A 15,558-nucleotide genomic window follows, 5' to 3' on the forward strand; every position below is an offset into this window, starting at 1 on the left:
GACACAAGGCCGCTCCCACATGGGGCGGTGTACGAAGGTCCTTGTGGGAGCGGCCTTGTGTCGCGATGGGCCGCAAAGCGGCCCCAGCTACATCAGGTACGGTACTCGGCGTTGATCTTCACGTACTCGTGGGACAGGTCGGTGGTCCAGATGGTTTCGCTGCACTGGCCACGACCCAGTTCGATACGGATGGTGATCTCTTCCTGGGCCATAACCTTGGCACCCTGGTCTTCGGTGTAGCTCGGGCTACGGCCGCCTTTGCTGGCAATGCACACGCTGTCCAGGTACACATCGATCAGGCTCACGTCCAGCTCCGGTACGCCGGCACGGCCGACGGCGGCGAGGATACGGCCCCAGTTGGGGTCGGAAGCGAACAGCGCAGTCTTGATCAGCGGCGAGTGGGCCACGGCGTAGCCGACGTCCAGGCATTCCTGGTGGTTGCCACCGCCGTTGACCTGCACGGTAACGAACTTGGTGGCGCCTTCGCCGTCACGGACGATGGCCTGGGCCACTTCCATGCACACTTCGAACACTGCCTTTTTCAGAGCTTCGAACAGTGCGCCGCTGGCTTCGGTGACTTCCGGCAGGTTGGCCTTGCCAGTGGCAATCAGCATGCAGCAGTCGTTGGTCGAGGTGTCGCCATCGATGGTGATGCGGTTGAACGACTTGTTGGCGCCGTCCAGCATCAGGTCCTTGAGCACCGCCGGGGCAACCTTGGCGTCGGTGGCGATGTAGCCGAGCATGGTGGCCATGTTCGGGCGGATCATGCCTGCACCCTTGCTGATGCCGGTGACGGTAACCGTCACGCCATCGTGCTGGAACTGGCGGCTGGCCCCCTTGGGCAGGGTGTCGGTGGTCATGATGCCGGTGGCAGCTTCAGCCCAGTGGTTTTCCGACAGGTTGTCGAGGGCGGCCTGCAGTGCGCCTTCGATCTTCTCGACCGGCAGCGGCTCGCCGATAACGCCGGTGGAGAATGGCAGTACCGACTCGGCCGGTACGCCGGCCAGTTCGGCCAGCTTGGCGCAGGTGCGCTCGGCGGCGGCCAGGCCTGGCGCGCCGGTGCCGGCGTTGGCGTTACCAGTGTTGGTCAGCAGATAGCGCACGGTGCCCTGTACACGCTGCTTGGACAGGATCACCGGCGCTGCGCAGAAGGCGTTGAGGGTGAACACGCCAGCCACGCTGGAGCCTTCGGCGCAGCGCATGACCACCACATCCTTGCGCCCCGGGCGCTTGATGCCGGCAGAAGCGATGCCGAGTTCAAAACCCGGAACCGGGTGCAGGGTGGGCAAAGGACCAAGACCAACAGCCATTAGAGCGCTCCTAGAAAATACGGTTGAGTTGCAAAAAGCGGGGCCGCTTCGCGCCCCATCGCGACACAAGGCCGCTCCTACATAGGATGGCGCAGCGTTGCGGCTGTGCGCTATCCCTGTGGGAGCGGCCTTGTGTCGCGATAGGGCCGCACCGCGGCCCCAATTCAGGTCAGATCACTCGATCTGCCCGTGGCAATGCTTGAACTTCTTGCCCGAACCACACCAGCACGGCTCGTTGCGGCCCAGCTTCTGCTCGTTGCGCACCGGTGCCGAGGCAACGGCCACTTCGGCGCCCTCCTCGTTCAGTTGCTCGCTTTCCAGGCCCGGAGCAGCGGCATGCTGGAACTGCATGCGGCTGGCCAGTTCCTCGGCCTCGCGGCGCAGGCGTGCTTCCTCTTCGACCGGGTCTTCGCGGCGTACCTGAACGTGCGACAGCACGCGGATGGTGTCGCGCTTGATCGACTCGAGCAGCTCCTGGAACAGGCTGAAGGATTCGCGCTTGTACTCCTGCTTCGGGTTCTTCTGCGCATAACCACGCAGGTGGATACCGTGACGCAGGTGGTCCATGGTCGACAGGTGGTCTTTCCACAGGTCATCCAGCACACGCAGCAGGATCTGCTTCTCGAAGGTACGCAGGGCTTCGATACCGGCCTGGTCTTCCTTCTCGGTGTACGCGGTGGTGATTTCGTTCAGCAGCTTCTCGCGCAGGGTCTCTTCGTAGAGGTGATCGTCCTCGTCGAGCCACTGCTGGATCGGCAGCTTCATGGCGAAATCGCTGGCCAGCGAAGCCTCCAGGCCGGCCACGTCCCACTGTTCGGGCAGCGACTGCGGCGGAATGTGCTGGCTGATGGTAGCGTCCAGTACTTCCTTGCGGAATTCGACGATGGTGTCGCCGATGTTCTCGGCGGCCAGCAGGCTGTTGCGCATGTGGTAGATCACCTTGCGCTGCTCGTTGGCCACGTCGTCGTATTCCAGCAACTGCTTGCGGATGTCGAAGTTGCGGCCTTCGACCTTGCGCTGGGCCTTCTCGATGGCGTTGGTGACCATGCGGTGCTCGATGGCCTCGCCGGACTGCATGCCCAGCGCCTTCATGAAGTTCTTCACCCGGTCAGAGGCGAAGATACGCATCAGGCTGTCTTCCAGCGACAGGTAGAAGCGGCTGGAGCCCGGGTCGCCCTGACGGCCGGAACGGCCACGCAGCTGGTTGTCGATACGGCGCGATTCGTGGCGCTCGGAAGCGATCACGTGCAGGCCACCCGACTCGATCACCTGCTGGTGACGCTTCTGCCAGTCGGCCTTGATCTGGGCGATCTGCTCGGCGGTCGGGTTTTCCAGGGCTGCCACTTCGGCTTCCCAGTTACCGCCCAGCAGGATGTCGGTACCACGGCCGGCCATGTTGGTGGCGATGGTCAGGGCACCTGGCGCACCGGCTTGCGCGATGATCTCGGCTTCCTTCTCGTGGTACTTGGCGTTGAGCACCTTGTGGTCGATACCTTCCTTCTTCAGGAGGTTGGACATGTGCTCGGAGGTTTCGATGGTCGCAGTACCCACCAGCACCGGGCGACCCTGCTTCATGCTTTCCTTGATGTCGGCGATGATCGCGGCGTATTTCTCGTCGGCGGTCAGGTACACCAGGTCGTTGAAGTCTTTACGTGCCAACGGTTTGTTCGGCGGAATGACCATCACGTTGAGACCATAGATCGACTGGAACTCGAACGCTTCGGTGTCAGCGGTACCGGTCATGCCGGACAGCTTGGTGTACAGGCGGAAGTAGTTCTGGAAGGTAGTCGAAGCCAGGGTCTGGCTCTCGGCCTGGATGTTCAGGTTCTCTTTGGCTTCGATGGCTTGGTGCAGGCCTTCGGACAGACGGCGGCCCGGCATGGTACGGCCGGTGTGCTCGTCGATCAGCAGGACCTGGCCGTCCTGGACGATGTACTCGATGTTGCGGTGGAACAGCTTGTGCGCGCGCAGGCCTGCATAGACGTGGGTCAGCAGGCTCAGGTTATGCGCCGAATACAGGCTCTCGCCCTCGGCCAGCAGGCCGGACTGGGTGAGCATCTCTTCGATGAACTGGTGACCGGCTTCGTTCAGCTCGACCTGACGGCTCTTTTCGTCAATGGTGAAGTGGCCTTCCTGGGTGACCTGGCCTTCCACTTCCTCGATGTGCTGGGTAAGGCGCGGGATCAGACGGTTGATCTCGATGTACAGCTTGGAGCTGTCCTCGGCCTGGCCGGAAATGATCAGCGGGGTACGCGCTTCGTCGATGAGGATGGAGTCGACTTCGTCGATCACGGCGAAGTTCAGTTCACGCTGGAACTTCTCTTCCTGGCTGAACGCCATGTTGTCGCGCAGGTAGTCGAAACCGAATTCGTTGTTGGTGCCGTAGGTGATGTCGGACGCGTAGGCGGCACGCTTTTCTTCCGGCGGCTGGAAGGCCGAGACGATGCCGACCGACAGGCCAAGGAACTCGTACAGCGGGCGCATCCAGTTGGCGTCGCGGCGGGCCAGGTAGTCGTTGACGGTGACCACGTGCACGCCCTTGCCGGACAATGCGTTGAGGTACACGGCCAGGGTACCGACCAAGGTCTTGCCTTCACCGGTACGCATTTCTGCGATCATGCCCTCGTGCAGGGTCATGCCACCGATCAGCTGCACGTCGAAGTGGCGCATGCCCATCACGCGCTTGCCGGCCTCACGGGCCACGGCGAAGGCTTCAGGCAGCAACTGGTCCAGTGTCTCGCCTTTGGCCAGGCGCTCCTTGAACTCTGCGGTCTTGCCCCGCAGTTGCTCGTCGGAGAGGGCCACCATCTTCTCTTCGAGAGCATTGACGATGTTCACCGTCTTGAGCATGCGTTTGACTTCACGCTCGTTCTTGCTTCCAAAAAGTTTCTTTAACAAAGGCGCAAACATATCGGCAGGATCTTCCACACGTAGGGATGGAGGGCGGCCCCATGAGTCGCCCGTGCAGCCCTGAGGCCGCATGCGAACGAGCATTCTACCCGGAAACGATGGTGAGGAAAGTGGTGGATTTCCACGATGCTTGGACAGCGTTTTGGCGGGGGCTTGTTTTAGATAGGGGCATTTTCCCTGAGTTCAAGGTTCGGGAAGATGAAACGTATCGAGAATGAGTCTTGTCTTTTGTTATCTGTGCCGGCCACTTCGCGGGTAAACCCGCTCCCACAGGATTACCTACACATCAAGGGCAGTGCCGTGCGTGTAGGAGCGGGTTCACCCGCGAAGAGGCCAGTGCAGGCTATAGAGATGTTAGACTGCGGACCATGTAACCTCATGCGTACCCCCATGGCCTACAAACCCTCCCCCGCCCAGCCGCCCTCGGCCCTGCTCCGCCAGGTCCGCCCGCTGCGCCTGCTGCTGAACCAGGCCGAACGCCTGGAGCACCTGCAGCGCCTGCTGGAAAGCCAGCTGCAACCGGCCGCCCGCGAGCATTGCCATGTGGCGTCGTGGCGCGATGGCACATTGTTGCTGGTGGTGACAGACGGCCATTGGGCAACCCGCCTGCGCTATCAGCAGAAACGCTTGATGTCTGCATTACAGGCCATGGAGGCATTCGCCAACCTCAGGCGCATCCTGTACAAGGTCCAGCCCCCGCTGGTGCCAGCCAAGCGTGGTGGCAATGCCGCAGAACTGTCCAATAACGCAGCCGAGAGCCTGCGCGATACCGCCGAGGGCATCACTGACCCCAAGCTGCGCGCAGCACTGGAACGATTGGCCGCCCACGCCCGGGACAAGCCATAAAAAAGGCCACCCGAAGGTGGCCTTAATGAACTAGAGAGTGTTCGAACTTACACGGCCGCAACAGGGCGCATGTACGAGATCGGTGCCGTGCTGGCATCTTCGAAGGTGACCACTTCCCAGGCATCGGTTTCGGCAATCAGCTTGCGCAACAGCTGGTTGTTCAGCGCGTGGCCGGACTTGTAGCCCTTGAACTCGCCGATCAGGCTGTTGCCCAGCAGATAAAGGTCGCCAATGGCGTCGAGGATCTTGTGCTTGACGAATTCGTCATCGGAACGAAGGCCGTCTTCGTTGAGCACACCGGTCTCGTCGACCACGATGGCGTTCTCGACACTGCCACCCAGCGCAAGGTTGTGCTTGCGCAGGTACTCGATGTCACGCATGAAGCCGAAGGTACGGGCGCGGCTGACTTCCTTCACGAACGAGGTGCTGGAGAAGTCGACGACCGCACTCTGGGTCTGGCCCTTGAGGACCGGATGATCGAAGTCGATCTCGAAGCTCACCTTGAAGCCGTCGAAAGGCAGGAAAGTGGCGCGCTTGTCGCCCTCTTCCACGGTTACCTCACGCAGGATGCGGATGAACTTCTTGGCTGCGTCCTGTTCTTCCAGGCCGGCAGACTGAATCAGAAATACAAAGGGTCCGGCGCTGCCATCCATGATCGGCACTTCCGAGGCGGAGAGCTCGACGTAGGCGTTATCGATGCCCAGGCCCGCCATGGCGGAGAGCAGGTGCTCGACCGTATCGACCTTGACGTCACCGTTGACCAGCGTCGTCGACATGGTTGTCTCGCCGACGTTGGCCGCGCGCGCCGGGATTTCGACCACAGGGTCGAGGTCGGCGCGGCGGAAGACGATGCCGGTGTCAACAGGTGCAGGCTTGAGGGTCAGGTAAACCTTCTCCCCGGAGTGCAGACCGACACCTGTGGCACGGATGGTATTCTTCAGGGTGCGTTGTTTAATCATGGCATTGGCCGCTTCAGCGCAAATTGCGAACAGGTATCAACAAAGGCTGGGGATGATAACAGACCCAACCTTTGATGAATACCAATCACCTTTATACCCCTGATAAATTCCATTAATCAGCCTGACGACGCAGAAATGCCGGGATATCGAGGTAGTCCAGGTCATCCTGAGGGTTCAGTTTAGCGGCTGCAGCGGCACCTGCATGAGCCTGGTTGCGCATTACGGTCGGGCGCTCCAGGTCACGGTAGTTGACCGCAGGCTGCTCCTGGCGAACCGGCGCCGGGTTGGAGGCCTCGTACACCTGCTGGGCAGTCTGCAGGGTATTGTCGACCACCTTCACAGGCTTCTCGATGCGCGCGCCCAGGCCAGTAGCCACCACGGTCACGTGCAGCTCGTCACGCATGTCCGGGTCGATCACGGTGCCGACCTTGACCATGGCGTGGTCGGAGGCGAAGGCTTCGATGATGCTACCCACATCGGAGTACTCACCCAGCGACAGGTCAGGGCCTGCGGTGATGTTCACCAGGATGCCGCGGGCGCCCTGCAGGTTGACGTCTTCCAGCAGCGGGTTGCGGATCGCTGCCTCGGTGGCTTCACGCGCACGGTTCGGGCCGCTGGCGCAGCCAGTACCCATCATGGCCATGCCCATTTCACCCATCACGGTACGCACGTCGGCGAAGTCGACGTTGATCATGCCCGGGCGCTTGATGATATCGGAGATACCGCGCACGGCACCGGCCAGTACGTCGTCGGCCTTGGCGAAGGCGGACAACAGGCTGGCATCCTTGCCCAGGATGGTCAGCAGCTTCTCGTTGGGGATGGTGATCAACGAGTCGACGCTTTCGGCCAGCATGCGGATGCCTTCATCGGCGATCTGCATGCGCTTGCGGCCTTCGAACGGGAACGGACGGGTCACCACGGCGACGGTGAGGATGCCCATTTCCTTGGCCACTTCGGCGATGATCGGCGCTGCACCGGTACCGGTACCGCCACCCATGCCAGTGGTGATGAACACCATGTTGGTGCCCTGCAGCACTTCAGCGATGCGCTCACGGTCTTCCAGCGCGGCCTGACGGCCGACTTCCGGATTGGCACCAGCACCCAGGCCCTTGGTCACGCCAGTGCCCAATTGCAGGATGGTGCGCGCGCCGATGTTCTTCAGCGCCTGGGCATCGGTGTTGGCGCAGATGAATTCCACGCCTTCGATGCTGCTCTTGACCATGTGGTTGACGGCGTTGCCGCCACCACCGCCAACACCGATCACTTTGATGACCGGGCTTTGCGGGACGTTGTCTACGAGCTCGAACATTTTCCCTCTCCTTACAGTTCTCTAGTTGTCGCGCCTACCACTACTGCTTTGAAACTTAGAAATTGCCCTGGACCCAGCGCTTGAAGCGTTCAAGCACTGGAGCCTTCGGTTCATCGCCATAGCTGTTGTTGCTGCTGTTACCGGTCAGGGGCAGGTCTTCGGTCTGCTTCTGCAGGCCGTAGGTGAGCAAGCCCACGCCGGTGGAATAGATCGGGTTGCGAACCACGTCGCTGAGCCCCCGAACGCTGTGCGGTACGCCCAGGCGTACCGGCATGTGGAAGATTTCCTCGGCCAGTTCCACGGCGCCTTCCATCTTCGCGGTGCCGCCGGTGAGAACGATGCCGGCCGGCACCAGGTCCTCGTAGCCACTGCGGCGCAGTTCGGCCTGGATCAGGGTGAAGAGCTCGTCGTAACGTGGCTCCACCACCTCGGCCAGGGCCTGGCGCGACAGCTCGCGCGGTGGGCGATCGCCCACGCTCGGCACCTTGATGGTCTCGCCGGCGCCAGCCAGTTTGGCCAGGGCGCAGGCGTAGCGGATCTTGATTTCTTCGGCATACTGGGTCGGAGTACGCAGCGCCATGGCGATGTCGTTGGTCACCTGGTCGCCAGCAATCGGAATCACCGCGGTGTGACGGATCGCGCCCTCGGTGAAGATGGCGATGTCGGTAGTGCCACCGCCAATGTCCACCAGGCACACGCCCAGCTCTTTTTCATCGTCGGTCAGCACCGAGTAGGCCGAGGCCAACTGCTCGAGGATGATGTCGTCGATTTCCAGGCCGCAACGGCGTACGCACTTCTCGATGTTCTGCGCCGCGTTGACCGCGCAGGTGACCACGTGGACCTTGGCTTCCAGACGTACGCCAGACATGCCCAGCGGCTCGCGCACGCCTTCCTGGTTGTCGATCACGTAGTCCTGCGGCAGGGTGTGCAGCACGCGCTGGTCGGCCGGGATGGCAACGGCCTGGGCGGCGTCGAGTACGCGCTCCAGGTCGGCCAGGCTGACCTCGCGGTCGCGGATGGCGACGATGCCGTGGGAGTTCAGGCTGCGGATGTGATTGCCGGCCACGCCGACGAAGGCCGAGTGGATGCGGCAGCCTGCCATCAGCTGCGCCTCTTCCACGGCGCGCTGGATCGACTGCACGGTGGACTCGATGTTCACCACCACGCCTTTTTTCAGGCCGCGGGACGGATGAGTACCGATCCCGACGATTTCCAGGGTGCCGTCCTCGCCCACTTCACCCACCAGCGCCACCACCTTGGAGGTGCCGATGTCCAGCCCGACGATCATTTTGCCGCTATGCGCGTTTGCCATGGTCCTGCCTCTCTCTAATTCTTCGCAACGGCGGGTTGGGCCGTCGTCGGTGCAATCGGTTCCCGCCAACCAACGGCAAGTCCGTTGGAGTAACGCAGATCAATGCGGGCGATAGTGGTGATCTGGTCTTTGAGTGTCTTGTCGTAAATGGCAATGAAACGGCGCATCTTCTCCACCAGATGGTCGCGCCCCAGCAGCAGCTCGATGCCCGGCCCGGCGCTGCTCGCGCCCGTGGTCAGGAACCAGCTGCCTCGCTCGCGCAGCTCCAGGCGAGCGATGGAAAAGCCCAGGGGGCGCAGCATCTGGCTCAATACCTGATACTGCTGCATGACTTGTTGCTGAGCACGCTGCGGCCCGGCCAGCTGCGGCAGGTGCTCGTAGTTGGCCAGTTCGCGCGGGGTGAAGGCCTGGCCCTGGTTGTTGAGCAAGGCTTCGTCACCCCAGCGCGCTACCGGCAACTGCTCTTCCAGGCGGATCACCACCTCGTCGGGCCACACCCGGCGCACTTCGGCGTGGGCGATCCACGGCATCTGCTCGAGCTCTGCGCGCATCGCCGGCAGGTCGACACTGAAGAAGCTCGCTGCCACATAGGGCGCGATACGCTGCTGCACCGACTGCTGGCTGATGTAGCTGAGGTCGCCCTGCACGTCGATCTTGGTGATCGGCCGGTCGGCATATGGCATCAGGCGAATGGCGCCCTCGTAGGCGCCAAAACCGGCCGCCACCAACAGCACCGGCCACAGCAGGCGCTTGAGACCACCCAGGCTTGGCCGCGGCAGGCGCGCCGATACGGGCTCGTCGGCCACCAGCCTGCTGGCACCACGCGGCACCGGCTTGCTACGGCCGGTAACGGGTTGCTGCTGACGTATCATCGCGCCTTGCATGGTTTTAACCTCGCGTCGCCACGCTCTCGGCCAGGATTGCCAGCACCAGTTGCTGGAAGTCCAGGCCGGCCGCGCGGGCCGCCATGGGCACCAGGCTATGGTCAGTCATGCCGGGTGCGGTGTTGACTTCGAGCAGCCAGAACCGGCCCTGCTCGTCCTGCATCACGTCCAGCCGCCCCCAGCCTTCGATGCCGATGGCATCGCAGGCACGCGCGGTCAGGTCGATCAGTTCCTGTTCCTTGACGCTGTCCAGGCCGCACGGAATGCGGTACTGGGTATCGTTGGCGATGTACTTGGCGTCGTAGTCGTAGAACACGTGCGGCGTACCCAGGGCGATCGGCGGCAGCACCTGGCCGCGCAATACCGCGACGGTGAACTCCGGCCCGTGGATCCACTGCTCCACCAGTACCTGGGAATCGTATTTAGCTGCGTCCTGCCAGGCGGCGACCAGTTCCTGGGCGCTGTTCACCTTGGCCATGCCGATGCTGGAACCTTCATGGGCGGGTTTGACGATAAGCGGGAAGCCCAGTTCCGTACTGGCCTGCAAACAATCGCTTTCGCTCGCCAGCACTGCGTGGCGCGGAGTCGGAATGCCCAGGCTCTGCCACACCTGCTTGGTGCGCAGCTTGTCCATGGCCAGTGCCGAAGCAAGGATGCCACTGCCGGTATAGGGAATGCCCAGGCACTCGAGCAGGCCTTGCATGCTGCCGTCTTCACCGCCACGACCGTGGAGAATGATGAAGGCGCGGTCGATCTTCTCGCTTTGCAGGCGGTCGAGCAGGTCGTCCCCCACGTCGATGGCGACCACGTCGACACCGGCGGTGGTCAGCGCGTCGATCACTGCGGCGCCGGACTTGAGCGACACTTCGCGCTCGGCGCTCTTGCCGCCGTACAGCACCGCGACGCGGCCGAACGCCTTGACGTCCAGGGTCGAGTGCAGTTTGTCGTAGGCGCTGGTCATTTCGACTTCTCCTGCTTGGCGCCAGCGAACAGCGGGCTTTTCATCAATTGAGGGGCCAGGCCGCCGACATCACCGGCACCTTGGCAGATCAGGATGTCGCCAGCGCGCAGCAGTGGCTTGACCAGTGGCGCAAGGTCGACACCACGTTCGATGTATATCGGGTCCAGCTTGCCGCGCTGGCGGATGCTGTGGCACAGCTGGCGGCTGTCGGCGCCGGGGATCGGCTCTTCGCCAGCCGGGTAGACTTCCATCAGCAGCAGCACGTTGGCATCGCCCAGCACCTGGACGAAATCGTCGTACAGGTCGCGGGTACGGCTGTAGCGGTGCGGCTGGTAGACGATCACCAGGCGACGGCTTGGCCAACCGCCGCGCACGGCCTGGATCACCGCAGCCACTTCGGTCGGGTGGTGGCCGTAGTCGTCGACCAGCATCACGCTGCCGCCTTCGACCGGCAGTTCGCCGTACACCTGGAAGCGGCGGCCGACGCCCTGGAACCCGGACAGGCCCTGGACAATGGCTTCGTCGGTGATGCCTTCGTCGGTGGCGATGGCGATGGTGGCCAAGGCGTTGAGCACGTTGTGGTTACCGGGCATGTTCACCGACACCTCCAGCGGCTCGCGGTCGCGACGCAGCACGGTGAAGTGGGTCTGCATGCCCATCTGGCGCACGTTGATGGCGCGGATGTCGGCCTCGTCGCTGAAGCCATAGGTCACGGTCGGGCGCTTGACCTGTGGCAGGATCTCGCGCACCACCGGGTCGTCCAGGCACATCACGGCCAGGCCGTAGAACGGCAGGTTGTGCAGGAACTCGACGAAGGTTTTCTTCAGTTTGTTGAAGTCACCTTCGTAGGTCGCCATGTGGTCGGCGTCGATGTTGGTGACCACGGCTACCATCGGTTGCAGGTGCAGGAAGCTGGCATCGCTCTCGTCCGCTTCGGCAATCAGGTAGCGGCTGGTACCCAGCTGGGCATTGGTGCCGGCAGCGGTCAGGCGGCCACCGATGACGAAGGTCGGGTCCAGGCCGCCAGCGGCGAACACCGAGGCCAGCAGGCTGGTGGTGGTGGTCTTGCCGTGGGTGCCGGCAACGGCCACGCCATGGCGATAGCGCATCAGCTCGGCGAGCATCTCGGCGCGCGGCACCACCGGAATGCGCCGCTCGAGGGCGGTGGCGACTTCCGGGTTGGCTGGGTTGATGGCGCTGGAAACCACCAGCACATCGGCAGTGGCGGCGTTCTCGGCGCGGTGGCCGACGAAAATCTCGGCGCCGAACGACTCCAGACGCTCGGTGACCGGCGAAGCCTTCAGGTCGGAACCGGACACTTCATAGCCCAGGTTCAGCAACACTTCGGCAATGCCGCACATGCCCACGCCGCCGATACCGACGAAGTGGATACGGCGGATACGGCCCATCTTTGGCTGGGGCATGGCTTTCTGGCTTTCAACCATGGGCCACCTCCAGGCAGATATCGACCACGGTGCTGGTTGCGGCAGGTTTGGCCAGGCGCCGTGCGGTGCCTGCCATGACGTTGAGTTTCTCGGGTTGCATCAGCACCTCGTTCAGGCGTTCAGCGAGCTGCGCTGCGCCAGTTGTCGCTTGTGGCATCAGGAAGGCAGCGCCTTCCCGGGCCAGATATTGGGCGTTGTGGGTCTGGTGGTCGTCGATCGCGTGGGGCAATGGCACCAGCATCGAAGGCAGGCCCGCTGCCGCCAGCTCGCTGACGGTCAGGGCGCCGGCCCGGCACACCACAATGTCGGCCCAGCCATAGGCTTGGGCCATGTCCTTGATGAAGGGCTCTACCTGAGCCTCGACGCCCGCCTCGCGATAACGCTCGGCGGTGGCCGGCGCGTGTTGCTTGCCGGCCTGGTGGAATACCTCTGGCCGCAGCGCGGGGGGCACTTCGGACAGGGCCTTAGGCAACAATTTGTTCAATGGTTCCGCCCCCAGGCTGCCGCCCATCACCAGCAGGCGCGCACGGCGCTCGGCCAGCGGCGCGCGCAGGGCATCCATGAACAGCTCCGGGCGCACAGGATTGCCGGTGGTGCGCAGTTTGTCGCTGGCGGCGAAGGTGGCCGGGAAGGCTTCGCACACGCGGGCAGCCAGCGGCAGCAGCAGGCGGTTGGTAGTACCGGCGCGGGCGTTCTGCTCGTGGATCACCAGCGGTACGCCGCACAGGCGTGCGGCCACGCCACCTGGGCCGGTCACATAGCCACCGAAGCCGACCACGCATACCGGCTTGAGCTCACGCACGATACGCCGCGCCTGCAGCACGGCCTTGATCAGGGTCAACGGCGCCTTGAGCAACGACAGCTTGCCCTTGCCGCGAAGGCCACTGACCTGGATCAGATGCAACGGCAGGCCGGCCTGGGGCACCAGTTCGTTCTCGATGCCACGCGGGGTGCCCAGCCAGTGCACGCTGTAACCGCGCGCCTGGAATTCACGGGCGCAGGCCAGGGCCGGGAATACGTGGCCACCGGTGCCGCCCGCCATGATCAGTACGTTCCTGCCGTCAGCGGCCATGATTGGTCTCCTCGGCAAAATCGCTTTCGCTGAATTCGTGCTCCTCACTGCCCAGGTGCGTACGGCTTTCCCACTCGATACGCAGCAACAGGCCCACGCAGGCACAGCAGATCACCAGCGAGCTGCCCCCGTAGCTGAGGAACGGCAGGGTCAGGCCCTTGGTCGGCAGCAGGCCGACGTTCACACCGATGTTGATCAGGAACTGGCCGATCCACAGGAAGGCAAGGCCGAACGCAACATAAGCGGCAAAGAACTGTTTGGCTTTTTCCGCCCACAGGCCGATATACAGGGCACGCACAGTCACGAATACGAACAGCGCGATAGTCAGCAGCGAGCCGACCACACCGAGTTCTTCGGCCAGTACCGAGAACACGAAGTCGGTGTGCGCTTCAGGCAGGTAGAACTGCTTCTGCACGCTGTTGCCCAGGCCAACGCCCAGCCACTCGCCACGGCCGAAGGCAATCAGCGCCTGGGTCAGCTGGTAGCCCGAGCCGAACTGGTCGGACCACGGGTCGGTAAAGGTAATCAGGCGCGCCATCCGGTAAGGCTGCGCCTGTACCAGGACGAACACCGCGACCACCGCCAATACCACCATCAGGCTGAAGCGGAACAGCCCCACCCCGCCGAGGAACAGCATGGCCGCCGCCGCGCCCATCATCACCACGGTGGCACCGAAGTCCGGCTCCATCAGCAGCAGGGCAGCCATGGGCAGCAGCACGATGAACGGTTTGAAGAAGCCCATCCAGGTTTCGCGCACCTCGGTCTGCCGGCGCACCAGGTAGCCAGCCAGGTAGATGACCACGAACACCTTGGCAATTTCCGAAGGCTGCACGTTGAAGAAGCTGAAGCCGATCCAGCGCATGGAACCGTTCACTTCGCGGCCGATACCCGGCACCAGCACCAGCACCAGCAGGCCGAAGGCCCCCAGCAGCATCAGGAAGCCCATGCGCTGCCAGGTGGCGATCGGCACCATCATGGTGGCGCCACAGGCGACCAGGCCGAGGAACACGTACACCAAGTGGCGGAACATGTGGTAAAGCGGGTTGCCAGACTGCACCGCAGCCACTTCCGAGGACGCCGAGGTGATCATCACCAGGCCCAGGCCCAGCAAAGCCAGGCAGCCGGCGAGCATCGCGAAGTCCAGGTCGATGCCACGGCCGCTGATCAGCGGCGACGGATAGGGCTTGAGGATGCCAAAGATCATGCAAGGCCTCCCGCTGCCTGGGCGAACAGGCGCCCGCGTTCTTCGAAGTTCTTGAACATGTCGAGGCTGGCGCACGCCGGCGACAACAGCACGGCATCACCCGCCCGGGCCAGTTCGGCGCATTGCTTTACAGCCTCGTCAAGAGACTTAACGCGGACCAGTTGCACGCCATCACCCAGGGCTTCGGCCAGGCGCTCGGCATCACGGCCAAGCAGCACCACGGCGCGGCAGAAGCGCTTGACCGGCTCGCGCAACGCGGCGAAGTCGGCGCCCTTGCCGTCGCCACCGGCGATCAGCACCAGTTTGCCTTCGATGTCGGAACCCAGGCCTTCGATCGCGGCCAGGGCAGCACCGACGTTGGTGGCCTTGGAATCGTCGTACCAGTTCACGCCGTTGCGCTCGCGCACCCACTGGCAACGGTGGGCCAGGCCGCCGAACTCGCGCAGTGCCTCGAGCATTGGTTCGAACGGCAGGCCGGCAGCGTGCCCCAGAGCCAGAGCCGCCAGGGCGTTGCTCTGATTGTGGGCGCCACGAATCTTCAGCTCACGTGCCGGCATCAGCGCCTGGAACTCGAACGCCAGGTATTTTTCGCCGTCCACTTCACGCAGGCCGAAGGCCTTGAAATCCGGTTGGTTGAGACCGAAGGTCCAGCATGGGCGGCCTTCCACCGGCAGCGGTCGGCTCAGGGCGTCCTGGCGGTTGACCACGACCTGACGGGCACCACGGAAGATCCGGTGCTTGGCCAGGTGGTAGGCCGGCAGGCCGCTGTAGCGGTCCATGTGGTCTTCGCTGATGTTCAGCACGGTGGCCACTTCGGCGTTGAGCTGGTCGGTGGTTTCCAGCTGGAAGCTGGACAGTTCCAGCACGTACAGCTCGACGTCATCGGCCAGCAGGTCCAGCGCCGGGGTACCGAGGTTGCCGCCCACCGCCACGCGCTTGCCCGCCTTGGCGGCCATTTCGCCGACCAGGGTAGTGACGGTGCTCTTGGCGTTGGAGCCGCTGATGGCAATGATCGGAGCCTTGGCGTGGCGGGCGAACAGTTCGATGTCACCGGACAGCTTCACCCCACGCGCGGCCGCCTGCTGCAAGGCCGGGGTGGCAAGGGCCAGGCCGGGGCTGACGTACAGCTCGTTGGCGCGGCACAGGAAGTCCACGTCCAGTTCACCACAGCGCACTTCCACCTGCGGGTAATCACGGCGCAGGGTGTCCAGTTCCGGCGGTTGCTCGCGGGTGTCGGCGACCGCAAAGGCAATGCCCCGGCTCGCCAGGAAGCGAACCAGGGACATGCCGCTCTTGCCGAGGCCGACAACGATGCGGAATTGGTCGGAAGCGATCAAGGACACGCT

12 protein-coding genes are annotated in these 15,558 nt (G+C 63.5%); 1 reads left to right on the plus strand and 11 read right to left on the minus strand.

From position 1 onward, the window contains the following. Window positions 1-92: 92 nt before the first annotated feature. A complete protein-coding gene (gene argJ / locus MJ643_RS17690) occupies window positions 93-1,310 on the minus strand; it encodes a bifunctional glutamate N-acetyltransferase/amino-acid acetyltransferase ArgJ (protein ID WP_023662147.1) in 1,218 nt (405 codons plus the stop codon). Between the two features lie 174 nt (window positions 1,311-1,484). Beyond that, complete coding sequence (gene secA, locus MJ643_RS17695; RefSeq protein WP_015271704.1) at window positions 1,485-4,220, minus strand: preprotein translocase subunit SecA; 2,736 nt, start codon at window positions 4,218-4,220, stop codon at window positions 1,485-1,487. Between the two features lie 390 nt (window positions 4,221-4,610). Between secA and MJ643_RS17700 the strand changes: the two genes are divergently transcribed. Beyond that, window positions 4,611-5,066, plus strand: a complete 456-nt coding sequence (locus MJ643_RS17700; RefSeq protein ID WP_023661964.1) for a DciA family protein — start codon at window positions 4,611-4,613, stop codon at window positions 5,064-5,066. Window positions 5,067-5,113: 47 nt separating this feature from the next. Here MJ643_RS17700 and lpxC read toward each other — a convergent pair whose 3' ends face one another. The 9 genes from lpxC to murD all read right to left on the minus strand — a co-directional run bounded on the left by lpxC (window position 5,114) and on the right by murD (window position 15,555). Next, window positions 5,114-6,025 (minus strand): UDP-3-O-acyl-N-acetylglucosamine deacetylase, encoded by a 912-nt coding sequence (lpxC, locus tag MJ643_RS17705; protein ID WP_003260771.1) that lies wholly within the window; start codon window positions 6,023-6,025, stop codon window positions 5,114-5,116. 112 nt (window positions 6,026-6,137) lie between these two features. Beyond that, window positions 6,138-7,334 (minus strand): cell division protein FtsZ, encoded by a 1,197-nt coding sequence (ftsZ, locus tag MJ643_RS17710; RefSeq protein WP_003260772.1) that lies wholly within the window; start codon window positions 7,332-7,334, stop codon window positions 6,138-6,140. A gap of 55 nt (window positions 7,335-7,389) precedes the next feature. Continuing rightward, window positions 7,390-8,646, minus strand: coding sequence for a cell division protein FtsA (gene ftsA / locus MJ643_RS17715; RefSeq protein WP_015271706.1), 1,257 nt, complete (start codon window positions 8,644-8,646; stop codon window positions 7,390-7,392). Between the two features lie 14 nt (window positions 8,647-8,660). Next, window positions 8,661-9,530, minus strand: a complete 870-nt coding sequence (locus MJ643_RS17720; RefSeq protein ID WP_012274056.1) for a cell division protein FtsQ/DivIB — start codon at window positions 9,528-9,530, stop codon at window positions 8,661-8,663. 4 nt (window positions 9,531-9,534) lie between these two features. After that, window positions 9,535-10,491 (minus strand): D-alanine--D-alanine ligase, encoded by a 957-nt coding sequence (locus MJ643_RS17725; RefSeq protein WP_023661967.1) that lies wholly within the window; start codon window positions 10,489-10,491, stop codon window positions 9,535-9,537. Next, entirely contained in the window at window positions 10,488-11,936 is a 1,449-nt protein-coding gene (gene murC / locus MJ643_RS17730; RefSeq protein ID WP_013974110.1) for a UDP-N-acetylmuramate--L-alanine ligase, read from the minus strand. The genes MJ643_RS17725 and murC overlap by 4 nt, the downstream gene beginning before the upstream one ends. Continuing rightward, window positions 11,929-13,008: an undecaprenyldiphospho-muramoylpentapeptide beta-N-acetylglucosaminyltransferase gene (gene murG / locus MJ643_RS17735; protein ID WP_013974111.1), complete on the minus strand. Its 1,080-nt coding sequence runs from the start codon at window positions 13,006-13,008 to the stop codon at window positions 11,929-11,931. The genes murC and murG overlap by 8 nt, the downstream gene beginning before the upstream one ends. Then, complete coding sequence (ftsW, locus tag MJ643_RS17740; RefSeq protein ID WP_169774641.1) at window positions 12,998-14,209, minus strand: putative lipid II flippase FtsW; 1,212 nt, start codon at window positions 14,207-14,209, stop codon at window positions 12,998-13,000. Before ftsW ends, murG begins: the two co-directional genes overlap by 11 nt. Then, on the minus strand, window positions 14,209-15,555 hold the full coding sequence (gene murD / locus MJ643_RS17745) for a UDP-N-acetylmuramoyl-L-alanine--D-glutamate ligase (protein ID WP_038410490.1): 1,347 nt from the start codon (window positions 15,553-15,555) through the stop codon (window positions 14,209-14,211). Before murD ends, ftsW begins: the two co-directional genes overlap by 1 nt. Between the last annotated feature and the right edge of the window lie 3 nt (window positions 15,556-15,558).

It is taken from the genome of Pseudomonas sp. PNPG3 (assembly GCF_023093815.1).
Lineage (GTDB): Bacteria > Pseudomonadota > Gammaproteobacteria > Pseudomonadales > Pseudomonadaceae > Aquipseudomonas > Aquipseudomonas asiatica.